Annotated in this window: 18 protein-coding genes, 2 tRNA genes and 1 pseudogene; 5 read left to right on the top strand and 16 right to left on the bottom strand. The window is 72.7% G+C overall.

The annotated features are described in order from the left end of the window. From ACYU8I_RS14570 to metG, 13 genes and pseudogenes are all read right to left on the bottom strand, one after another. A partial coding sequence (locus tag ACYU8I_RS14570; protein ID WP_460842108.1) for a hypothetical protein occupies positions 1 to 717 on the bottom strand: 717 nt, incomplete at its 3' end. 149 nt (positions 718 to 866) lie between these two features. Beyond that, positions 867 to 2,144: an ATP-dependent Clp protease ATP-binding subunit ClpX gene (gene clpX, locus ACYU8I_RS14575; protein ID WP_460842110.1), complete on the bottom strand. Its 1,278-nt coding sequence runs from the start codon at positions 2,142 to 2,144 to the stop codon at positions 867 to 869. Positions 2,145 to 2,322: 178 nt separating this feature from the next. Next, positions 2,323 to 3,015 (bottom strand): annotated as a pseudogene (locus tag ACYU8I_RS14580) (ATP-dependent Clp protease proteolytic subunit); the annotation flags it as partial. Then, entirely contained in the window at positions 2,963 to 3,565 is a 603-nt protein-coding gene (locus tag ACYU8I_RS14585) for an ATP-dependent Clp protease proteolytic subunit (RefSeq protein ID WP_460842147.1), read from the bottom strand. The pseudogene ACYU8I_RS14580 and the gene ACYU8I_RS14585, both read right to left, overlap by 53 nt. Before the next feature lie 107 nt (positions 3,566 to 3,672). Then, a complete protein-coding gene (locus ACYU8I_RS14590) occupies positions 3,673 to 4,905 on the bottom strand; it encodes a lipase family alpha/beta hydrolase (protein ID WP_460842112.1) in 1,233 nt (410 codons plus the stop codon). A gap of 74 nt (positions 4,906 to 4,979) precedes the next feature. Then, positions 4,980 to 6,419: a trigger factor gene (tig, locus tag ACYU8I_RS14595; RefSeq protein ID WP_460842115.1), complete on the bottom strand. Its 1,440-nt coding sequence runs from the start codon at positions 6,417 to 6,419 to the stop codon at positions 4,980 to 4,982. A 69-nt stretch (positions 6,420 to 6,488) separates the two neighbouring features. Next, positions 6,489 to 6,561 (bottom strand) — tRNA-Pro (locus tag ACYU8I_RS14600). Between the two features lie 48 nt (positions 6,562 to 6,609). After that, a tRNA-Gly gene (locus tag ACYU8I_RS14605) sits at positions 6,610 to 6,680 on the bottom strand. Positions 6,681 to 6,798: 118 nt separating this feature from the next. Next, positions 6,799 to 7,887: a PP2C family protein-serine/threonine phosphatase gene (locus ACYU8I_RS14610; RefSeq protein WP_460842117.1), complete on the bottom strand. Its 1,089-nt coding sequence runs from the start codon at positions 7,885 to 7,887 to the stop codon at positions 6,799 to 6,801. A 71-nt stretch (positions 7,888 to 7,958) separates the two neighbouring features. Continuing rightward, positions 7,959 to 8,786, bottom strand: coding sequence for an Fpg/Nei family DNA glycosylase (locus ACYU8I_RS14615; protein WP_460842119.1), 828 nt, complete (start codon positions 8,784 to 8,786; stop codon positions 7,959 to 7,961). Further along, positions 8,779 to 9,282, bottom strand: coding sequence for a ribose-5-phosphate isomerase (locus tag ACYU8I_RS14620; RefSeq protein ID WP_460842122.1), 504 nt, complete (start codon positions 9,280 to 9,282; stop codon positions 8,779 to 8,781). Before ACYU8I_RS14620 ends, ACYU8I_RS14615 begins: the two co-directional genes overlap by 8 nt. Positions 9,283 to 9,291: 9 nt before the next feature. Further along, the gene (locus ACYU8I_RS14625; RefSeq protein WP_460842123.1) at positions 9,292 to 10,188 is read right to left on the bottom strand and encodes an alpha/beta hydrolase; all 897 of its coding nucleotides are present in this window, start codon (positions 10,186 to 10,188) and stop codon (positions 9,292 to 9,294) included. Beyond that, on the bottom strand, positions 10,181 to 11,986 hold the full coding sequence (metG, locus tag ACYU8I_RS14630; RefSeq protein WP_460842125.1) for a methionine--tRNA ligase: 1,806 nt from the start codon (positions 11,984 to 11,986) through the stop codon (positions 10,181 to 10,183). Before metG ends, ACYU8I_RS14625 begins: the two co-directional genes overlap by 8 nt. Positions 11,987 to 12,045: 59 nt before the next feature. On the opposite strand from metG, the gene ACYU8I_RS14635 reads away from it, so the two are divergent. Then, positions 12,046 to 12,753 carry a GOLPH3/VPS74 family protein gene (locus ACYU8I_RS14635; RefSeq protein ID WP_460842127.1) on the top strand — a complete coding sequence of 236 codons (708 nt, stop codon included), beginning with the start codon at positions 12,046 to 12,048 and terminating at the stop codon, positions 12,751 to 12,753. Continuing rightward, the gene (locus tag ACYU8I_RS14640; RefSeq protein ID WP_460842129.1) at positions 12,750 to 13,553 is read left to right on the top strand and encodes an SDR family oxidoreductase; all 804 of its coding nucleotides are present in this window, start codon (positions 12,750 to 12,752) and stop codon (positions 13,551 to 13,553) included. Before ACYU8I_RS14635 ends, ACYU8I_RS14640 begins: the two co-directional genes overlap by 4 nt. A 3-nt stretch (positions 13,554 to 13,556) precedes the next feature. On the opposite strand, the gene ACYU8I_RS14645 is transcribed toward ACYU8I_RS14640, so the two are convergent. Beyond that, on the bottom strand, positions 13,557 to 14,195 hold the full coding sequence (locus ACYU8I_RS14645) for a mycothiol-dependent nitroreductase Rv2466c family protein (protein ID WP_460842131.1): 639 nt from the start codon (positions 14,193 to 14,195) through the stop codon (positions 13,557 to 13,559). 87 nt (positions 14,196 to 14,282) lie between these two features. On the opposite strand from ACYU8I_RS14645, the gene pepN reads away from it, so the two are divergent. Beyond that, a complete protein-coding gene (gene pepN, locus ACYU8I_RS14650) occupies positions 14,283 to 16,823 on the top strand; it encodes an aminopeptidase N (RefSeq protein ID WP_460842133.1) in 2,541 nt (846 codons plus the stop codon). 4 nt (positions 16,824 to 16,827) lie between these two features. Here the strand turns inward: pepN and ACYU8I_RS14655 are convergent, their stop codons facing one another. Then, a complete protein-coding gene (locus tag ACYU8I_RS14655; protein ID WP_460842134.1) occupies positions 16,828 to 17,202 on the bottom strand; it encodes a DUF5130 family protein in 375 nt (124 codons plus the stop codon). After that, positions 17,189 to 17,563, bottom strand: a complete 375-nt coding sequence (locus tag ACYU8I_RS14660) for a hypothetical protein (protein ID WP_460842136.1) — start codon at positions 17,561 to 17,563, stop codon at positions 17,189 to 17,191. The genes ACYU8I_RS14655 and ACYU8I_RS14660 overlap by 14 nt, the downstream gene beginning before the upstream one ends. A 61-nt stretch (positions 17,564 to 17,624) precedes the next feature. Between ACYU8I_RS14660 and ACYU8I_RS14665 the strand changes: the two genes are divergently transcribed. Both ACYU8I_RS14665 and ACYU8I_RS14670 read left to right on the top strand, forming a co-directional pair. Beyond that, on the top strand, positions 17,625 to 18,683 hold the full coding sequence (locus tag ACYU8I_RS14665; protein WP_460842138.1) for a mechanosensitive ion channel family protein: 1,059 nt from the start codon (positions 17,625 to 17,627) through the stop codon (positions 18,681 to 18,683). Positions 18,684 to 18,751: 68 nt separating this feature from the next. Next, positions 18,752 to 19,325, top strand: a 574-nt coding sequence (locus tag ACYU8I_RS14670) for a hypothetical protein (protein ID WP_460842140.1), incomplete at its 3' end; no start/stop codon positions are given.

Raw genomic sequence — 19,325 nt, forward strand, 5'->3', positions numbered from 1 at the left:
CGCGGGCTCGGACGGCTCCGCGGGCTCGGACGGCTCCGCGGGCTCGGACGGCTCCGCGGGCTCGGACGGCTCCGCGGGCTCGGACGGCTCCGCGGGCTTGGACGGCTCCGCAGGGGTCGACGGCGTGGGCGCGGTCGTCGGACCACCCGCTCCGGGCCGGACCGGACCGGGACGGGGTCCGGTGGTGACGCCACTGGTCGGGGCCGCGGTCGGGGAGGCCACGGGGGGCTGCGGCTCGCCGCCGCTGCCACCGTCGCTGCCGGTGCCACCACCGTTGCTGCCGCCGGTGCCACCGCCGCCGGTGCCACCACCGCCGTTGCCGCCACCGCCGTTGCCGCCGCCGGAGCCACCCGCGCCACCGCCGACCAAGGCGGGCTGGCGGGGCGACGAGGCGACCGCGCCGTCATCGAGACCGTCGAGGCCGCCGTCCCCCGCGCCGGGCACCTCGGCGGTGCCCTCGGCGACGGCACCGCCGAAACCACCACCGGGCGCTGCCGGCGCGTCGGCGTCCGGGCCGGGGCCCTCGCTCTGCGGCTCGTCCTCGGGGCGGGGCGCGATCGGCTCGGAGAGGAAGATCTCGGGACCCTGCGTCGCGGGGACCTCCGGGCGCACCAGCTGCTGCACCGGGATCTGCTCCATGGAGCGCACGACGAAGAACGCAGCGAAGAGCATCATCGCCACCAGGGCGAGCAGCGGTCTGCGGTGCTCAGCGCTCATCGAGATGTTTCCCCCCGGACGTCGCGCCGAGGCGCGGAAGAGAGCCCCAGAATACGGCGCGAATGTCCGGTTTGCCTGAGTGGTCTAGCGAATCGGCCGACTGGTCTACCCGGCAGGCGGGAGCCCGCCAGCCGGGCCGGCGACACCGCTCAGGCGGACTTCTTCTTCTTGTTCTCCTGGCGGGGCACCAGGGTCGGGTTGACGTTGTCGGAGACGACCTCGCCGGTCACGACGACCTTCTCGACGTCACCGCGCGACGGGACGTCGTACATCACGTTGAGGAGGACTTCCTCGATGATGGCGCGGAGGCCACGCGCACCGGTGCCACGCTCCATCGCCCTGTCGGCGATGGCCTCGACGGCGTCGTCGGTGAACTCCAGCTCGACGCCGTCGAGCTCGAAGAGCTTCTGGTACTGCTTGACCAGCGCGTTGCGCGGCTCGGTGAGGATCTGCACCAGCGCGGCCTGGTCGAGCTTGTTGACGCTCGCGATCAGCGGCAGCCGGCCGATGAACTCGGGGATGAGCCCGAACTTCACGAGGTCCTCGGGGCGCACCTGGTGGAACATCTCGTCGGCGTCGGTCTCGTTGGAGCGGCGCATCTCGGCGGTGAAGCCGAGCGACTTCTTGCCGACGCGCTGCTCGACGATGTGCTCGAGCCCGGCGAAGGCCCCGCCCACGACGAACAGGATGTTGGTGGTGTCGATCTGGATGAACTCCTGGTGCGGGTGCTTGCGCCCGCCCTGCGGCGGCACCGAGGCCGTGGTGCCCTCGAGGATCTTGAGCAGCGCCTGCTGCACGCCCTCGCCGGAGACGTCACGGGTGATCGAGGGGTTCTCGGCCTTGCGGGCGACCTTGTCGATCTCGTCGATGTAGATGATGCCGGTCTCGGCCTTCTTGACGTCGTAGTCGGCGGCCTGGATCAGCTTCAGCAGGATGTTCTCGACGTCCTCGCCGACGTAGCCCGCCTCGGTCAGCGCCGTGGCGTCGGCGATGGCGAACGGCACGTTGAGCATGCGCGCGAGGGTCTGCGCCAGGTAGGTCTTGCCGCAGCCGGTCGGGCCGATGACAAGGATGTTGGACTTCGCCACCTCGACGGCGTCCTCGCGGCCGGGGCGCGAGGCGTTGGAGACCCCTGCCTGGACCCGCTTGTAGTGGTTGTAGACCGCCACCGCGAGCGACTTCTTCGCCGTCTCCTGGCCGATGACGTAGGAGTTGAGGAACTCGAAGATCTCGCGAGGCTTGGGGAGCTCGTCGAGCCCGACCTCGGAGGTCTCGTTGAGCTCCTCCTCGATGATCTCGTTGCACAGGTCGATGCACTCGTCGCAGATGTAGACCCCGGGGCCCGCGATGAGCTTCTTGACCTGCTTCTGGCTCTTCCCGCAGAAGGAGCACTTCAGCAGGTCGCCGCCGTCACCGATCCGTGCCATGCGTCTCCTTCGAGGTGACCACGGGCCCCGGAGCCCGTGGGGATGAGCGGTACGTGCGTGCGGAACGGGCCGGCGTGGGGCGGGCCGTCCCGACGAGCGTGTGGGGGAACGGTACTCCGAAGTGGTCGGTCCCGGGACCAGGACACGGCGCCCGGGACCGACTCACGCGGAGGTCGGATCAGACCAGTGCTGCGGCCTTGCGCGACTCGAGGATCGAGTCGATGAGGCCGTACTCGACGGCCGCGTCGGCGGTGAGGATCTTGTCGCGCTCGATGTCGGCGCTGACCTCCTCGATCGACTTGCCGGCGTGCTCGGCGATCATCTTCTCCAGCAGCTCGCGCATCCGCAGGATCTCGTTGGCCTGGATCTCGATGTCGGAGGACTGGCCGTAGGTGCCCTCGGTGTAGGGCTGGTGGATCAGGATGCGGCTGTTGGGCAGCGCGAGGCGCTTGCCGGGGGCGCCCGCGGCCAGCAGGATCGCGGCCGCCGAGGCCGCCTGCCCCAGGCACACGGTCTGCACGTCGGGCTGGATGAACTTCATCGTGTCGTAGATGGCGGTCATCGCGGTGAAGGAGCCGCCCGGGGAGTTGATGTAGATCTGGATGTCGCGCTGGGGGTCCATCGACTCCAGGCACAGCAGCTGCGCCATCACCGCGTTGGCAATGTCGTCGCTGATGGGGGTGCCGAGGAAGATGATGCGGTCCTCGAACAGCTTGGCGTAGGGGTCGATGCGGCGCACGCCGTAGGAGGTGCGCTCCTCCCACTGCGGGATGTAGTAGTTCATCGCTGTGTCGTCCTTTGGCTCGTGGGAGGGGGGATCACTTGCCGCGGGCGGGCCGGCCCTCGTCGGCCGCCTCGCGCGCGCTGCTGATCACGTGGTCGATGAAGCCGTACTCCTTGGCCTGCGCCGCGGTGAACCAGCGGTCGCGGTCGGAGTCGCGCTCGATCTGCTCGAGCTCCTGACCGGTGTGCTCGGCGATGAGCTCCTGCATCACCTTCTTGATGTGCAGGGACTGCTCGGCCTGGATGCGGATGTCGGAGGCCGAACCCCCCATGCCGCCCGAGGGCTGGTGCATCATGATGCGGGCGTGGGGCAGCGAGTAGCGCTTGCCCTTGGTGCCGGCGCAGAGCAGGAACTGGCCCATCGACGCGGCGAGGCCCATGGCCACGGTCGCGACGTCGTTGGGGATGTAGTTCATCGTGTCGTAGATCGCCATGCCGGAGTCGACCGAGCCACCCGGCGAGTTGATGTGCAGGAAGATGTCGGCCTCGGGGTCCTCGGCGCTGAGCAGCAGCAGCTGCGCGCAGATCGCGTTGGCGTTGGCGTCGCGCACCTCGGAGCCGAGGAAGACGATCCGCTCGCGGAGCAGGCGCTGGTAGATGTGGTCGTCGAGGCCGTTGCCGGCGGGGGCGGCGCTCATCTCCGGGAAGTTGTCAGTCACGTGCCCGACCCTAGAGGCCGCCGACGACAAATCCACGCGTCACCCCCCGGTGTTCGCCCACAGCAGACCGGGCGGCTCCGCGCACCTCAGCAGGCGGCGGCCGCCGCCTCCTCGCGGGTGGGGGCGTCGGTCCGGTCGGCGAGCCAGTCACGCAGCGCGGCGTACACCGCGTCGTGGTTGAGCAGGTCGAAGTGGTCACCGCGCACGTGGAGCGTCTCGGCGCCGGGGAACATCTCGGTGCCGTCGCGCTCGCGGCCCATCGCCGAGGTGAAGGGCACGAGCAGGTCGCCCAGCGACTCGGCCCCGGGGCCGTCGGGGCGCTTCGACAGCGTCGCGCCCACCAGCCGGTAGCGCGCCCGCGGGAGGTTCTGCACGTCGCGCGACAGCCCGTGCCGCAGGTCGAGGATGCCGACGGAGCGGAACTCCAGCACCCGCCCGATCGGCGCCACCTCGGGCAGGCGGTCCATCAGCCGCACCCCCCGCTCGACGACCCGCTCGAGCGGGGCCCCCAGGTGCGGGGTGCCCAGGCACACGACGTCGGTGACGCGCTCGGTCCAGGCGGTGTCGGCGTCGGTGGCGACGGCGCACGCGGCCCGCACGATCAACCCGCCCATCGAGTGGCCGACCAGGGCCACCCGCTCGACCGGGACCTCCCACTCCTCGACCAGCCGCTGGAGCAGCGCGGCGACCGCGACGCCGTTCTCGGCGATCGGCAGGCCGGTGTTGACCCGCACGTAGACCGGGGTCCAGCCCTCGTCGACCAGTCGGTCGCCGTAGCTGCGCCGCGGCGGCACCTCCCGCTTCGGCACCTCGGAGCGCCACCAGAGGTCCTCGGTCTCGCACAGGCCGTGGACGAAGACGACGACCTTGCGGCCCGCGTCCGGGTACGCCGCGGCGAGCGCGTCGCGCTCCGCCGGGACCGGCCGGCCGTCGACGCACAGCGACGTCGCGAAGTAGACCGGATGGCCCTCCTCGCGCAGCTGGTCGCCGATCAGGCCGTTGACGGCGCCGCTGAGCAGCCGGCCCGAGGGCCGGGAGAGCACGTCGCCGCGGCCACCGACACCGTGCCGCGAGGCAGCGCGCAGACCGCACGCCCCGAGGCGCAGCCCGCCACTGATTCCGGCGAACACGCCAGTGGCGATGCCCCGGTGCACCCGGTGGCTCAGGGTGGGACCGCCGCCCTGGAGCTGGTCGTTGAGCCCGTGGATCCGACCGGCGACCGCGTCGTGCACGTCGCGCACGGTCGAGAGGAGCACGTCGTCGGCGGCCCAGGCGGCGAGGGCCAGGGCGTCGAGCGGGTTCAGTCGGTCGGTGGTCACAGTGCACGAGTGTTCACGCAAAGCGCCCCCGAGGTCAACGACCTCGGGGGCGCGGAGCGGTGGCGCCGTGGGGATCAGGCCTTCTCGTCGGCCTGCTCGCCGTTCGTGACCTCGGCCTGCTCGTCGGCCATGACCTCGGCCTGCTCCTCGACGGTGACCTCGGCCTGCTCGTCGGCCGGCTCGCCGATGCTGCCGTCGGGACGGAGGTTCTTCAGGTCGACGACCTCGCCGGAGGCGTCGGTGACCGTCGCGCTCTCGACGATGCGCGCGAGCGCCTTGCCGCGCACCACCTCCGAGACCATCTCGGGGATGTGGTTGTGCTCGAGCATGTGCTTGATGAACTCGTCAGGGTTCTGCCCGGACTGCTGGGCCCGGCGCAGCAGGTGCTCCTGGAGCTCCGACTGCTCGACGCCGATCTCCTCGGCCTTGGCGACCTCGTCGAGGAGGAACTGCGAGGCGACGGCGTCGCGCACGCGCTTCTCGAGCTCGGCCTCGAACTCGTCGATGGTCTGCTCCTCGGAGTCGAGGTAGGAGTCGAGCGTCATGCCCGCGAAGGCGAGCTGCTGCTCCATCTCCTGGCGACGCGCGGCCAGCTCCTGGGTGACCAGGGACTCGGGCAGCGGCACCTCGGCGCCGTCGAGGAGCTTCTCCAGCACCGCGTCACGGGCCTCGGCGGCCTGCTCGAGGCGCTTGCCGCGCTCGAGGCGGGTGGCGACGTCGGCACGCAGCTCCTCGATCGTGTCGAACTCCGACGCCGTCTGGGCGAAGTCGTCGTCGAGCTCGGGGAGCTCCTGCTCCTTGACGGCCTGGACGCGCACGAGCACCGAGACGTCCTGCCCGGCGACGTCGCCGCCGACCAGCTGCGAGGTGAAGGTCGCCTCCGCGCCGGCGGACAGCCCGCGCAGCGCGTCGTCGATGCCGGGGACCATGTCGCCCGAGCCGACCTTGTAGGAGTAGCCGCTGACCTCCCCGCCCTCGATGGCCTCGCCCTCGGGCGTGGTGGCCACGAGGTCGATGGTGACGAGGTCGTCGTCGGCGGCCGCACGCTCGACGTCCTTGAGGGTCGCGAAGCGCTCGCGCAGCGCCTCGACCTGCTCGTCGACGTCGGCGTCGGACACGGCGAGGTCCTCGACGCTGACCTCGAGGCCGTCGTAGGACGGCACCTCGATGGTGGGCCGCACGTCGACCTCGGCGGTGAACTCGAGCAGCTCGCGGTCCTCGAGCCGGGTCACGTCGATCTCCGGCTGCGCCAGGGGCTGCAGGTCGTTGTCCTGCAGGGCCTGCACGTAGAGCTGCGGGACGGCCTCGTTGATGGCCTGGTCGAGCACGGCGCCGCGACCGATCTGGCGGTCGATGACGGGCGGGGGGACCTTGCCCTTGCGGAAGCCCGGGATGTTCACCTGCTTGGCGATGGCCTGGTACGCCTTGTCGAGGCTCGGCTTGAGCTCCTCGAAGGGCACCTCCACGGTGATCTTGGCCCGGGTGGGGCTCAGCGTCTCCACGGCGCTCTTCACGAGTCTGTCTCTCCTTGGTCGGTGGTGCTGGTCGGGCCACGGGCGCGCACGCGCCCGGGTGTGTGGCGGTCGGGGCGACAGGACTCGAACCTGCGGTCTCCTGCTCCCAAAGCAGGCGCGCTAGCCACTACGCTACGCCCCGCCAAACGGCGCCCGACCGCCCGTGACGGCGCGGTCCGGCTCGCTCGCGAGCGGATGACGGGAATCGAACCCGCGTCATCAGTTTGGAAGACTGAGGCTCTACCATTGAGCTACATCCGCGCAGGTCCGGGCGCGCGTGACCGAGGTCGTCGGGCGCTGGACCAGGCTCCATCGTGCCACAGCGGGCCCGTCGCTCCCGAACCGCGTCCGCGGTGCCCGGGAGGGCGTCGTACGACGCTCAGCCGCGGCGGTGCACGAGCACCAGGGCGCGGTCGTCGTCGGTGGCCTGCATGCCGCGCACGAGCCGCTCGGCGCCGCCCTCGAAGCCCTCGGCCAGCAGCCGGGTGCCGAGCCCGGCGAGACGGTCGATACCGAGCGACATGTCGCGAGACGAGCTCTCCACGAGGCCGTCGGTGAACATCAGGAGCCCGTCACCGGGGGCAAGGGTGCCCTCGAGCGTCTCGAAGTCGGCGTCGGGAAGCAGCCCGAGCGCCGCACCGTCGGAGTCGAGCGCCGACCACCGGCCCGACCCGGCTCTGATCCACAACGCCGGGGGGTGCCCGGCCTTGCGGAGCATGAAGTCGCCCGTGCGCAGGTCGAGGTGCAGGTGGATGGCGGTCGCGAAGCCCTCGTCCCAGTCCTGGCGCAGGAGGTACTCGTTGGCGGCGGGCAGGAAGGCCCGGCCCGGCAGTGCCGAGACGATGCCGTTGAGGGCGCCGGAGAGGAACAGCGAGCGGGCTCCGACGTCGACGCCCTTGCCCGAGACGTCGACGACGGCGACGTCGAGGTGGGAGTGGTCGTGGGTGCGCTGGGCCACGACGAAGTCGCCGGCGAAGGAGGTGCCGCCCGCCGAGCGCTGCGCGACCTCGACCAGCCACTGGCCCGGCAGCGGCGGCAGCGTGCCCTGCCGGGCGATGCGGTCACGGAGGTCGACGAAGATCGACTCCCCCCGCGGGCCGGAGACGCCGAGACGGCTGCGCCGGAACGACGTGCCCATGATGAGCAGCGCGATGGCGAAGGTCACCACGAGCCGTGTGATCGCACGCTCGCTGATCTGCTCGGCGGTGACGAAGAGCACCAGGCAGATGCAGCCGCACACGAAGACGACGAACCACGGCAGCGACCGCGGCCCGAGCAGGATGCTCCCCAGCACCATGGGCAGCAGCAGCGTCGTGAAGGGCACCCACTCGCGGAACGCCAGGCCCAGGCCGGTGATCAGCAGCGTGACCAGCACCAGGCCGAGCAGCGGCAACCGGTCGTTGACCGTCAGCTCGCGGCGCAGGCGCGGCCAGGTCGTCCTCGCGTAGAGGGTGCGGCGTCGGGGCACGGCGGGCCTTCGGAGGTCGGGTGCGGGCGGACGGAGGCGACCGGAGGCCGGTCCCCGGACGCGAGGTCGGCCTACCTTACGGCGCGCGGGCGGTACGCGGGCTGGCAACGCGGGCACCAGAACAGGTTGCGCTGCTGGAGCACCTCGTGCCGCACCTTGGACCCGCAGACCAGGCACGGACGGCCGCCGCGACGGTAGACGTAGTAGCGCACCCGGCGACCCTCCGCGGGCGACGCCTCCCGGGCCGCGGGCTCGTCCTCGGGCCGCATCGTCACGATGCGCCCGAGCCGGACGCCCTCGGGCATCAGCTCCACGAGGTCCGCCCACAGCGCCTCGAAGCGCGGCCTCGTCACCGACCTCCCGGGCCGCAGCGGGTGCAGCCTCTGCCGGAAGAGGACCTCGGCGCGGTAGACGTTGCCGACGCCGGCCACCACCTGCTGGTCCATCAGCAGCCCGCCGATGGGTGCACGGGAGCGACGGACGCGGTCCCAGGCATGCTCCGGGTCGGCTCCCGGGTCGAGCGGGTCGGGTCCGAGCCGGTCGAGGATCGCGCCGCGCTCCTCCGGGGTGACCAGCTGGCAGGCGGTGGCGCCGCGGAGGTCGGCGTACGACCGCTCGGAGACCAGCCGCCAGCGCACCTGGCCGTACGGCGGTGGCGCGGGCGCCGCGCTGACGCGGAACTTCCCGTAGAGCCCGAGGTGGACGTGCACCGCGAGGTCCTGGTCGAAGTCGACGAACAGGTGCTTGCCCCGCGAGCTGGCCCCCGTCAGCACGAGGCCGTCGAGCACGGCCGCCGAGTCGGCGAACCGGCCCTGCGGGCTGCTGCACGACACGACGTCGCCCGCGAAGGCCTCGCGCAGGTCGGTGGCCAGCCGGAAGAGGGTGTGCCCCTCAGGCATGCTCGTCGGGACCGAGGCCGCGGGCCGACGCGGGGAGCGGCGGGAGCACTGCCTCGAGCTCGTAGTCGGACATCATCCGGATGCGCCGCACGTGGCGGTCCTCGCCGGTGAAGCCGGTGGTGAGGAACACCTCGACGAAGCGGGTCATGTCGTCGACGGGGTGCAGCCGCCCCCCGACCGAGACGACGTTGGCGTCGTTGTGCTCGCGACCCAGCCGGGCGGTCTCCTCGCTCCACGCGAGCGCGCAGCGCACGCCCGGGACCTTGTTGGCCGCGATCTGCTCGCCGTTGCCCGACCCACCGATGACGACGCCGAGGCTGCCGGGGTCGCCCACCACGCCCTCGGCCGCGCGCAGGCAGAAGACCGGGTAGTCGTCGAGCGCGTCGTAGGTGAACGGCCCGTGGTCGACCGGCTCGTGGCCGTGGTCCTCGAGCCACTGGACGAGGTGGGCCTTCAGCTCCAGGCCCGCGTGGTCGGAGCCGAGGTGCACGCGCATGCGACCAGCCTAGGAGGAGTGCAGGGAGAGGAAGCCGGCGACCTGGGCCGTCAACGGCTCGGCGGGGTCGAAGACCCCAGCGTGGCGCCAGAAGCCGTGCACCTGGCCCAGGTAGCGCGTCGCCGTGACCGCCACCCCCAGCTCGGCCAGCCGCCGGGCCAACAGCTCGCCCTCGTCGCACAGCGGGTCGGCCTCCGCCGTGGTGACCAGCGTGGGCGGGAGCGCGGCCAGTCGGTCGTCGGAGGACCGCAGCGGCGCCAGGTCGGGGTCGTCGAGGTCGGCCGGCGAGGCGGCGTACTGGTCCCAGTACCAGGCGGCGTCATCGGGGTGGAAGCCCACGCCCTGGAGACCGTACGACGCCCCGGCCGCCCGGGGGTCGAGGAAGGGGTAGGTCAGCGCCAGCGCGGCGAGGGTGCCCGGCAGCCGGAGCGCGGCCACGAGCGCCAGGTTGGCCCCGGCGCTGTCGCCGTGGGCGTGCACCGGCCCGCCGAAGGCCCCGCGCGCCCAGCGCACCGCCGCTTCCGCGTCGTCGGCGGCCGCCGGGAAGCGGTGCTCCGGCGGACGGCGGTAGTCGACGCTGAGCACCGCGAGCCGGGCCCGGTCGGCCAGGCGGCGCGCGGCGTTGTCGTGCACCTCGACGTCGTTGAGCACGAACCCGCCCCCGTGCAGGTGCACGACCACGCCGGGTCGGGCGTCGTGCGGGACGTAGAGGCGGCACGGCACGCCCGCGGCATCGACGTCGCGCACCTCCGCCACCGGGTGGCGCGGCTCCACGGCGGCCTCGGCCCGGGCCTGCGCGCGCTCGGCCGCCACGTCGAAGCCGGGCTCGCTCGGCCGCAGCTCGCCGGCCGCCGCCGCGACGGCACGGCGGGCCTGGGGCCACAGCAACGGGTTGACCTCAGGCACCGCTGCCGCCCGCGAGCCGTGCCAGCTCCTCGTCGACGAGCTCGGGGTCGAGCTTGGTGAAGACGGGAGTCGGCCTGGCCACCGGCGTGCCGGCCACGAGCGCCGTACGACGCCAGGGCGCGGCGCCGGTGTAGTCGCCGGTGATGACCGGGTAGCCGGCCCCGCCGTCGAGGTCGTCGCTCTCCACGAGCTCGGGCATCGGCTGGACGACGCCCTCGCCACCGAGGACGGCGTGGACGGCGTTGGCCGAGAACGGCAGGAACGGGCTGAGCACGACGTTGAGGTCGGCCACGCACTGCGCCGTCACGTGCAGCACCGTGGCGAGCCGCTCGCGCTGGTCGTCACCCTTGAGCGTCCACGGGGCGGTGTCGGTGACGTAGCGGTTGACCTCGCCGACGACGCGCATCGCCTCGGAGACCGCCGCCTTCTGCCGGTGCCGGGCGATCAGGTCGCCCACCGTCGTGAAGGCCTCCTCGACCCGGTCGAGCAGCCCCTGGTCGGCCTCCTCGAGCGGCCCGGCGGCGGGGACCTCGCCGAAGCTCTTCGCGACCATCGACGCCGTGCGGTTGACCAGGTTGCCCCAGCCGGCGACCAGCTCGTCGTTGGTGCGGCGCACGAACTCCGACCAGGTGAAGTCGCTGTCCTGGTTCTCCGGGCCGGCGACCGCGACGAAGTAGCGGAAGGCGTCGGGCTGGTAGCGGGCGAGCATGTCGCGCACGTAGATGACGACGCGCTTGGAGGAGGAGAACTTCCGCCCCTCCATGGTGAGGAACTCGCTCGAGACGACCTCGGTCGGCAGGTTGAGCGCGCCGAACCGCCCGGGCTCGCCGCCCTTGTCGCCCCGGCCCGAGTAGGCCAGCAGCTCCGCGGGCCAGATCTGGCTGTGGAAGGTGATGTTGTCCTTGCCCATGAAGTAGTAGGACAGCGCCTCCGGGTCGTTCCACCACTCCCGCCAGCGCTCGGCGTCACCGGTGCGGCGGGCCCACTCGATGCTGGCCGAGAGGTAGCCGACGACGGCGTCGAACCAGACGTAGAGCTTCTTGGTCGGGTCGTCGCGCCAGCCGTCGAGCGGCACCGGGATGCCCCAGTCGATGTCGCGCGTCATCGCGCGGGGCCGGATCTCCTCGAGGATGTTCTTGGAGAACCGGATGACGTTGGGCCGCCAGGTGCCCGAGGCCTCGCGCTCGTCGAGCCACTCCCCCAGCGCCCCCGCCAGGGCCGGCAGGTCGAGGAAGAAGTGGTTGGTCTCGACGAACTCCGGCGTCTCGCCGTTGATGCGCGAGACCGGGTCCTTCAGGTCGGCGGGGTCGAGCTGGTTGCCGCAGTTGTCGCACTGGTCACCGCGGGCGCCGTCGTGGCCGCAGATCGGGCAGGTGCCCTCGATGTAGCGGTCGGGCAGCGTGCGACCCGTCGACGGGCTGATGGCGCCGTACGTCGTGCGCTCGAGGAAGTAGCCGTTGTCGTGGCACCCCGTGAACAGCTCCTGGACGACCGCGGTGTGGTTGCGGGTGGTCGTGCGGGTGTAGAGGTCGTAGGAGACGCCGAGGCCGACGAGGTCCTCGGCGATGACGCGGTGGTTGCGGTCGGCGAGCTCCTGCGGCGTGACGCCCGCCTCGTCGGCGGCGATGAGGATCGGGGTGCCGTGCTCGTCGGTGCCCGAGACCATGAGGACGTCGTGGCCGGCCATGCGCATGTACCTGCTGAAGACGTCGGAGGGCACGCCGAAACCGGCCACGTGGCCGATGTGGCGCGGGCCGTTGGCGTACGGCCAGGCGACGGCGGACAGGACATGTGTCATGGGGTCAAGGTTAGGGAAAGCACTGGCGCCCCACCGACCGGGTTTCCCAGGATGGGTCCATGGCTGACGACCCCACCCGAGACGTGCTCATCGCCGAGGACCTGCTGCTCCTGCTGCTGCACGACGAGAAGGGCAGCGTGCAGCACGCCTACCACCTCGACCCGGTGCTCGGCGGGGCCCTGCTCGTCGAGCTCGCGCTCGGCGGCCACGTGGAGCCCGTGCCCCAGGAGAAGCGGTGGGGCTGGACCCCGAAGGACCGGGTCCGGGCGACCCCCGAGGTGCCCGCCGACCCGCTGCTGCGCGAGGCGCAGGACCTGGTCGCCGAGAAGGAGCGCACCGCGCAGGACCTGGTGACGCGGCTCGGCCGCAAGCGGCGCGACCCGTTGCTGGAGCGTCTCGCCGACCGTGGGTTCGTGCGGCGGGAGCAGGGCAAGGTGCTCGGGCTGTTCCCCCGCACCACGTGGCCCGAGGCCGACGGACGCCACGAGGAGGCGCTGCGGGCCCGGCTCGAGGCCGTGCTCCTGCGCGACGACGTGCCCGACGACCGCACGGGAGCACTCGTCGCGCTGCTGTCGGGCGCGGACGTCGCCCAGAAGGTGGTGCGCTCGGATCGCCGCAGGTCGCGCGACGTGGCCCGGCGGGCGAAGGTCGTGGCCGAGGGCGACTGGGCGGCCGCGGGGGTCAAGGACGCCATCGCCGCCGCCAACGCCGCCACCATGGCGGCGATCACGGCGTCGACGGCGGCGGCCTCGAGCGGCAGCTCGTGACGCTGCCTCTCGAAGGGCGCTCGGCCCTCGTGACCGGGGCGGCCCGTCGCAGCGGCATCGGCCACGCGATCGCCACCCGCCTGGCCGGCATGGGCGCGAGCCTGTGCGTGCACCACCTCGCCGCCCACGACGCGGCGCAACCATGGGGCGCCGACGACACCGCCGCCGCCCTGGACGACCTGCGCGCCCTCCTGGTGCCCGGCGCCCGGCTCACCGACGTCGAGGCCGACCTCGTCGGGCCGACCGCCCCGGACGCGGTCGTCGCGCACGCCCGCGGTGAGCTGGGCCACCTCGACGTGCTGGTGTGCAACCACGCCCGCAGCGGCGGCGACGGCGGCCTCCTCGAGCAGACCGCCGAGACGCTCGACGGGCACTGGCAGGTCGACGCACGCTCCACCCTGCTGCTGACCGCCGCGTTCGCGCGCCAGCACGACGGCCGAGAGGGCGGCCGCGTCGTGTGGCTGACCTCGGGCCAGTCCCTCGGCCCGATGCGCGGCGAGGTCGCGTACGCCGCCGCCAAGGCTGCCCTCGCCGGCGTGCTCGCGACCGTCGCCGACGAGCTGGCCGACAGGGGCGTGCTGCTCAATGCGGTCAACCCCGGCCCGGTCGACACGGGCTACCTCACCGAGGGGACCAGCGACCGGCCGGAGGCGCTGGCGTGGATCCGCGAGCGCTTCCCGGCCGGTCGGTTCGGCGAGCCCGACGACCCCGCCCGGCTCGTCGCCTGGCTGGTGAGCGACGAGGGACGCTGGGTGGTCGGTCAGGTGCTCGACAGCGAGGGCGGCTTCCGGCGCGCGTGAGCCTCAGCTGAAGTCGAGGTCGGCGCTGCGGCTGCGCTTGAGCTCGAAGAACAGCGGGTAGGAGGCGGCCTGCACGATGCCGTCCCACAGCTGGCCGGCCTCCTCGCCGCGCGGGGCCTTGGTGATCACCGGACCGAAGAACGCGGTGCCGTTGACGTGGATGGTCGGGGTGCCGACGTCGTCACCCACGGCGTCCATGCCCTCGTGGTGGCTCTTCGCGACCGCCTCGTCGAGGGACGAGTCGTCCCACGCCTCGGCGAGCTCCTCCGGCAGGCCCGCGTCACGCAGGGCGTCGACGGCGAGCTGCCGGGTGGTGGCGTCCTGCTCCTCGAGGTGGATGCGGGTGCCGAAGGCGGTGTAGAGCGGTGCGAGCACCTCGCTGCCGTGCTCCTGCTCGGCCTTGATGCAGACGCGGACCGGGCCCCACGCGGTGCTGAGCATTTCGCGGTAGCTGTCGGGGATGTCCTTGTCCTGGTTGAGGTAGGCGAGGCTCATCACGTGCCAGTGGACCTCCACGTCCCGCACCTGCTCGACCTCGAGCATCCAGCGGGAGGTGATCCAGGCGAAGGGGCAACGGGGGTCGAACCAGAAGTCGGCGCGGTCCTTGCCGCTGCTGGTCTCGGGGGCGGTGTCGGTGCTCATGGTGGTCACAAGTACCCCGGGGCGCCGGTTTGTTCCTCGCGAGCAGGGGCCTCCGCGACCGTCGGGTCCCGGTGACATGATCGGCCCATGCCAGGCACCAACCTGACCCGGGACGAGGCGCGCACCCGCGCCCAGCTGCTGAGCGTCGACTCCTACCTCGTGGAGCTCGACCTCACCGTCGGCGAGACACGCTTCGCCTCGCGCACCACCCTGCGCTTCCGCAGCAGCGAGCCCGGCGCCTCGACCTTCCTCGACCTGGTCGACGCCGAGGACCTCGTCGTGACGCTCAACGGCGCCCGGCTGGCCCCGGCGGCGTACGCCGACAGCCGCGTCGCGCTCGAGGGGCTCGCGGCCGACAACGAGGTGGTCGTCGAGGCGACCCTGCCCTACTCCCGCACCGGCGAGGGCCTGCACCGCTTCGTCGACCCGGCCGACGACCGGGTCTACACCTACACCCAGTTCGAGGTGCCGGACGCCCGCCGGGTCTACGCCACCTTCGAGCAGCCCGACCTCAAGAGCCGCTTCACCTTCCACGTGACCGCCCCCGAGCGCTGGGCGGTCGTGTCCAACGCGCCGACGCCGGAGCCCGAGGCGCTGGGTGACGGCCGTGCGGTGTGGCGCTTCGCCGAGACGTTGCCGATGTCGACCTACATCACAGCGCTGGTCGCGGGCGAGTACCACGCGGCCCACGACGTCTACGAGGGCCGCTTCGGCACCATACCGCTCGGCCACTACTGCCGGCAGTCGCTGCTGCCGCACCTCGACGTCGACGAGCTCGTCACGGTCACGAGGCAGGGCTTCGCCTACTTCGAGGACGCCTTCGACATGGCCTACCCGTTCGGCAAGTACGACCAGCTCTACGTGCCGGAGTACAACATGGGCGCGATGGAGAACGCCGGCGCGGTGACACTGCGCGACGAGTACCTCCCCCGTGGACGCCAGGACGCGTCGTTCTACGAGTTCCGCGCCACCGTGATCCTGCACGAGATGGCCCACATGTGGTTCGGCGACCTCGTGACGATGCGCTGGTGGGACGACCTGTGGCTCAACGAGTCCTTCGCCGAGTGGGCCTGCCACCAGGCGGCGGTCGAGGCCACGGCCTTCGACGAGGCCTGGACCGGGTTCGCCAACGTCCGCAAGAACTGGGCGCTGCGCCAGGACCAGCTGCCCTCGACCCACCCGATCGCCGCCGACAACCACGACCTGCGCGCGGTCGAGGTCAACTTCGACGGCATCACCTACGCCAAGGGCGCCTCGGTGCTCAAGCAGCTCGTCGCGTGGGTCGGCCTGCCCAACTTCCTGGTCGGGCTGCGCGACTACTTCCGCGAGCACGCCTTCTCCAACACCGAGTTCGGCGACCTGCTCCGCGCGCTCGAGGGACCCTCGGGCCGCGAGCTCGACTCGTGGGCCAAGGAGTGGCTGCAGACCAGTGGCGTCAACACCCTGGCCGCCGACTTCGACCTCGACGGCGAGGGCCGCTACACCCGCTTCGAGGTGCACCAGAGCGCGACCGAGGAGCACCCGACGTTGCGCCGTCACCGCATCGGCATCGGCCTCTACGACCGCGAGGGCGAGCGGCTGGTGCGTCGCTCCTCGGTCGAGGTCGACGTGCGCGACGAGACCACCCACGTCGAGCAGCTCCTCGGCGAGCGCCAGCCCGACCTGCTGCTGCTCAACGAGGGCGACCTGACCTACGCCAAGATCCGCCTCGACGAGCGGTCGCTGGCCGCCGTGGTCGAGGGCCTCGGCCGGCTCGACGACTCGCTGGCACGGGCGCTGTGCTGGACCGCCGCGTGGGACATGACCCGCGACGCCGAGATGCGGGCGCGCGACTTCGTCGAGCTCGTCCTGCGCAACATCGGCTCGGAGACCGACCCGGCCGGCTCCAGCCGGATCCCGTCGTACGCCGCCTCGGCCGTCGCCAGCTTCAGCGACCCGGCCCACCGTCCCGCGCTGCGGGCGCGCTGGGAGTCGGGCCTGCTCGAGCTGCTCGAGCAGGCCGAGGCCGGCAGCGACCACCAGCTCACCTTCCTGCGGGCGCTGGCCGGCGCGGCCCACTCCCCCGCGGCCCTCGACGCCCTCGAGGCGCTGCTCGACGGTGGTCGCGACCTGCCGGGGCTGACCATCGACAGCGACCTGCGCTGGACCCTGGTGACCGCCCTGGCGCGCGAGGGTCGGGTCGACGCCGACCGCATCGCCGCCGAGCGCGAGCGCGACCAGACCATCACCGGGCAGCAGCGCGCCGCAGCGGCGCTCGCCGCCCGACCCACGGCCGAGGCGAAGGCCGAGGCGTGGGAGATCGCGGTGGTGCGCGACGACGTGCCCAACGAGACGCAGCGCAGCACGGTCACCGCCTTCGTGCAGGTCGGCCAAACCGAGGTGCTCGAGCCCTACGTCGAGAAGTACCTCGAGGTCGCGGCCACCCTGTGGGAGCAGAAGGGCACGCAGCGGGCCTCGACGGCGCTCGAGGGCCTCTTCCCCCGTCCGCTGGCCTCGCCCGAGCTGCTGGCCCGGGTCCAGGAGTGGCTCGCGACCACCTCGGCCAACCCGGCGGCCCAGCGCTACGTGCGCGAGGGCGCGGCCGACGTCGAGCGCTACCTCGCCGGCCAGGCCTGCGACGCCTCCTGAGGGCTCAGGCGTTGCTGCGGCGGTCGCGCGCCGTGGCGGCGAGCTCGGCGATGCCGTGGGTGAGGCCACCCACGAGGTCGCCGGCGCCGAAGGCGGTCTGCATGCGCTCGGCGCCGTCGCGGACCGCGTCGTCGTCGAGCACCGGGCGCACCTCGGCACCGGTGACGATCTCGAGGCGGCGCGCCGACGGGTCGACCAGGACCAGCACGCTGCGGGCCGGCCGGGTCAGCGCCGCGTGGAGCCGGTGCGCGTAGTCGCGTGAGGGGCCCTGGGCGGCGCCGACGTAGACCGAGAACTCGAAGCGGCACGTCTGCTCCGCCTGGAACATCGCCCGGTCGATCTGGGCCTGCTGGGCGGCCGAGAACTCACCAGCTGCCACTGGTGCCCCCGGTGCCCTCCCGACCCGACGCCAGCTGCTCGGGGGTGACCTCGTCGGCCGCGCCCAGGCCCTTGCGGGGCGACCCGAACCACTCGGGCTCGCCGCGCCAGCCCGCCCCGGGCTCGTAGCCCTTGTCGCGCAGGCTCGGCAGGAACGCGAGCAGCGCGATCACCAGGAACAGCCCGACGGGCAGGATCACCAGGACCAGGAGGAAGCCGAGCACCGAGACGTCGGGCACCTCGCCCCAGGCGGCGGGGGTGTCGGCGGCCGCCGGCGAGGCGGCCGCGAGCACCACGGCGGCCGGCACGGCCGCCAGGGTCGTGGCACGTCGGGCGTGTCGGGCACGCTCGTGAGTCAGCACACCCCGATGGTATCCGGATCTGGCTTGGGTCATGCCGGGGCGTCCTCGTAGCCTCGCGGGCATGCCTGCGCTCCCCCTCGGGCCGGCCACCGGGTCGGTCCTCGACGCCCTGCCCACGCTCGCCACCGCCGTGGCGTCCGTGACCTCCGCCCTGCCCTCGGCCGACGACCTGCCGGCCGTGTGCCAGGACAGCGAGAGCCTGACCTGCGCGGCGGTCTACGACTGGACCGGCAACGAGCTCGCCTCCCGGGTCGCCACCTGGCTCATCGGGGTGCCGGCGAAGATCCTCGCGATCCTGCTGGTCGCCCTGCTGGTGCGGTGGCTGGCGAGCAAGGCCGTCGAGCGGGTGATCCGACGGGCCGAGACCCAGACCATCCCCGGCTCGCGCCACGGGGTGGGCCGCCGCGCCCAGCGCGCCCGCAGCCTCGGCACGCTGCTGAAGAGCATCATCACCGCCGCCGTGTTCGGGGTGGCCTTCGTCATGGTGCTCTCCGAGGTGGGCATGGACGTCGCCCCGATCCTCGCCAGCGCGGGCGTGCTCGGTCTCGCGATCGGCTTCGGCGCGCAGAACCTCGTCAAGGACTTCCTGTCCGGCGTGATGATGATGGTCGAGGACCAGTACGGCGTCGGCGACGCCGTCGACCTCGGCGAGGCCATCGGCACGGTCGAGGCGGTGGGCCTGCGCGTCACTCGGGTGCGCGACGTCAACGGCACCGTCTGGTACGTCCGCAACGGCGAGATCCTCCGGGTCGGCAACCAGAGCCAGAACTGGGCACGCACCGTGCTCGACATCAGCGTCGGGTACGGCGAGGACCTCGTGCGCGTCACGCAGGTCCTGCGCGACGTGGCCCACGACCTGTGGGACGACGACGACTACCGCGACGTCGTCATCGAGGAGCCGGAGGTCTGGGGCGTCGAGAACCTCGGCCCCGACGGTGTCGTCGTGCGGGTCACGCTCAAGACCGCCCCGCTCGAGCAGTGGGCGGTCGCCCGCGAGATGCGCCAGCGCATCAAGGCCCGCTTCGACCACGAGGGCATCGTCATGCCCCTGCCCCAGCGCGTGGTCTGGCACCACGACGGAACCGCCGCCGGCAAGCGCAGCCCCGCGCCGGCTGAGTAGGAGTACCCAGCCGGGTCGAGCACCCGGACCGACGCCGGTGACGGGCCGTCGTGGCCACGCTGGTCGGCATGAGCCGACTCGCGGACCCCACCGTGTGCCCCGACTGCCGTACGCCGCTCCTCCCGGCGCCGGCCGGGTCGCGCTGCCCCGGGTGCGACCTGGTCCTCCAGGGCCCCACCGCCGTGGAGCTGTGGCGGGCGGTGCTCGGCGCCGACGCGCTGGTCGAGCGGCTGCGCCGGGAGGCCTCGGCGCCCGCCCCGGCACCGGTCCCCGCTCCCGTCCCGGCACCCCCGGCGGCCGTCCCGGGCGGCGTGCGGGCCAGCTCGGTGCCGGTCGTCCTGCTGGCGCTCGGCGGGCTGTGCCTGTTCGTCTTCGCCGCGATCTTCCTCGGGGTGGCGTGGAGCCTGCTGGGCCTCGCCGGGCGCAGCCTGGTGATGGCCGCGCTCACCGCCTCGCTCGTCGGCCTGGCGGTGCTGCTGACCCGCCGCGGTCTGCGCGCCTCGGCCGAGACCCTGTGGGTCGTGGCAGCCGCGCTGCTGGGGCTCGACGTGGTCGCGGCCGGCGCCGCCGGGCTGCTGGGCGGCCTCGACGCCCGCGCCACCACGTCGCTCGCCGGGTGCGCGCTCGTCGCGCTCGGCGTTG

It is taken from the genome of Nocardioides marmoraquaticus (genome assembly GCF_054777915.1).

Excerpts from the sequence above, each read along its gene's own strand:
- ACYU8I_RS14645 (WP_460842131.1), bottom strand. The coding sequence starts at position 14,195 with ATGAGCACCGACACCGCCCCCGAGACCAGCAGCGGCAAGGACCGCGCC.
- ACYU8I_RS14620 (WP_460842122.1), bottom strand. The coding sequence starts at position 9,282 with ATGCGCGTGCACCTCGGCTCCGACCACGCGGGCCTGGAGCTGAAGGCC.
- clpX (WP_460842110.1), bottom strand. The coding sequence starts at position 2,144 with ATGGCACGGATCGGTGACGGCGGCGACCTGCTGAAGTGCTCCTTCTGC.
- ACYU8I_RS14635 (WP_460842127.1), top strand. The coding sequence starts at position 12,046 with ATGGCTGACGACCCCACCCGAGACGTGCTCATCGCCGAGGACCTGCTG.
- ACYU8I_RS14615 (WP_460842119.1), bottom strand. The coding sequence starts at position 8,786 with ATGCCTGAGGGGCACACCCTCTTCCGGCTGGCCACCGACCTGCGCGAG.
- pepN (WP_460842133.1), top strand. The coding sequence starts at position 14,283 with ATGCCAGGCACCAACCTGACCCGGGACGAGGCGCGCACCCGCGCCCAG.
- metG (WP_460842125.1), bottom strand. The coding sequence starts at position 11,986 with ATGACACATGTCCTGTCCGCCGTCGCCTGGCCGTACGCCAACGGCCCG.
- ACYU8I_RS14665 (WP_460842138.1), top strand. The coding sequence starts at position 17,625 with ATGCCTGCGCTCCCCCTCGGGCCGGCCACCGGGTCGGTCCTCGACGCC.
- ACYU8I_RS14585 (WP_460842147.1), bottom strand. The coding sequence starts at position 3,565 with ATGAGCGCCGCCCCCGCCGGCAACGGCCTCGACGACCACATCTACCAG.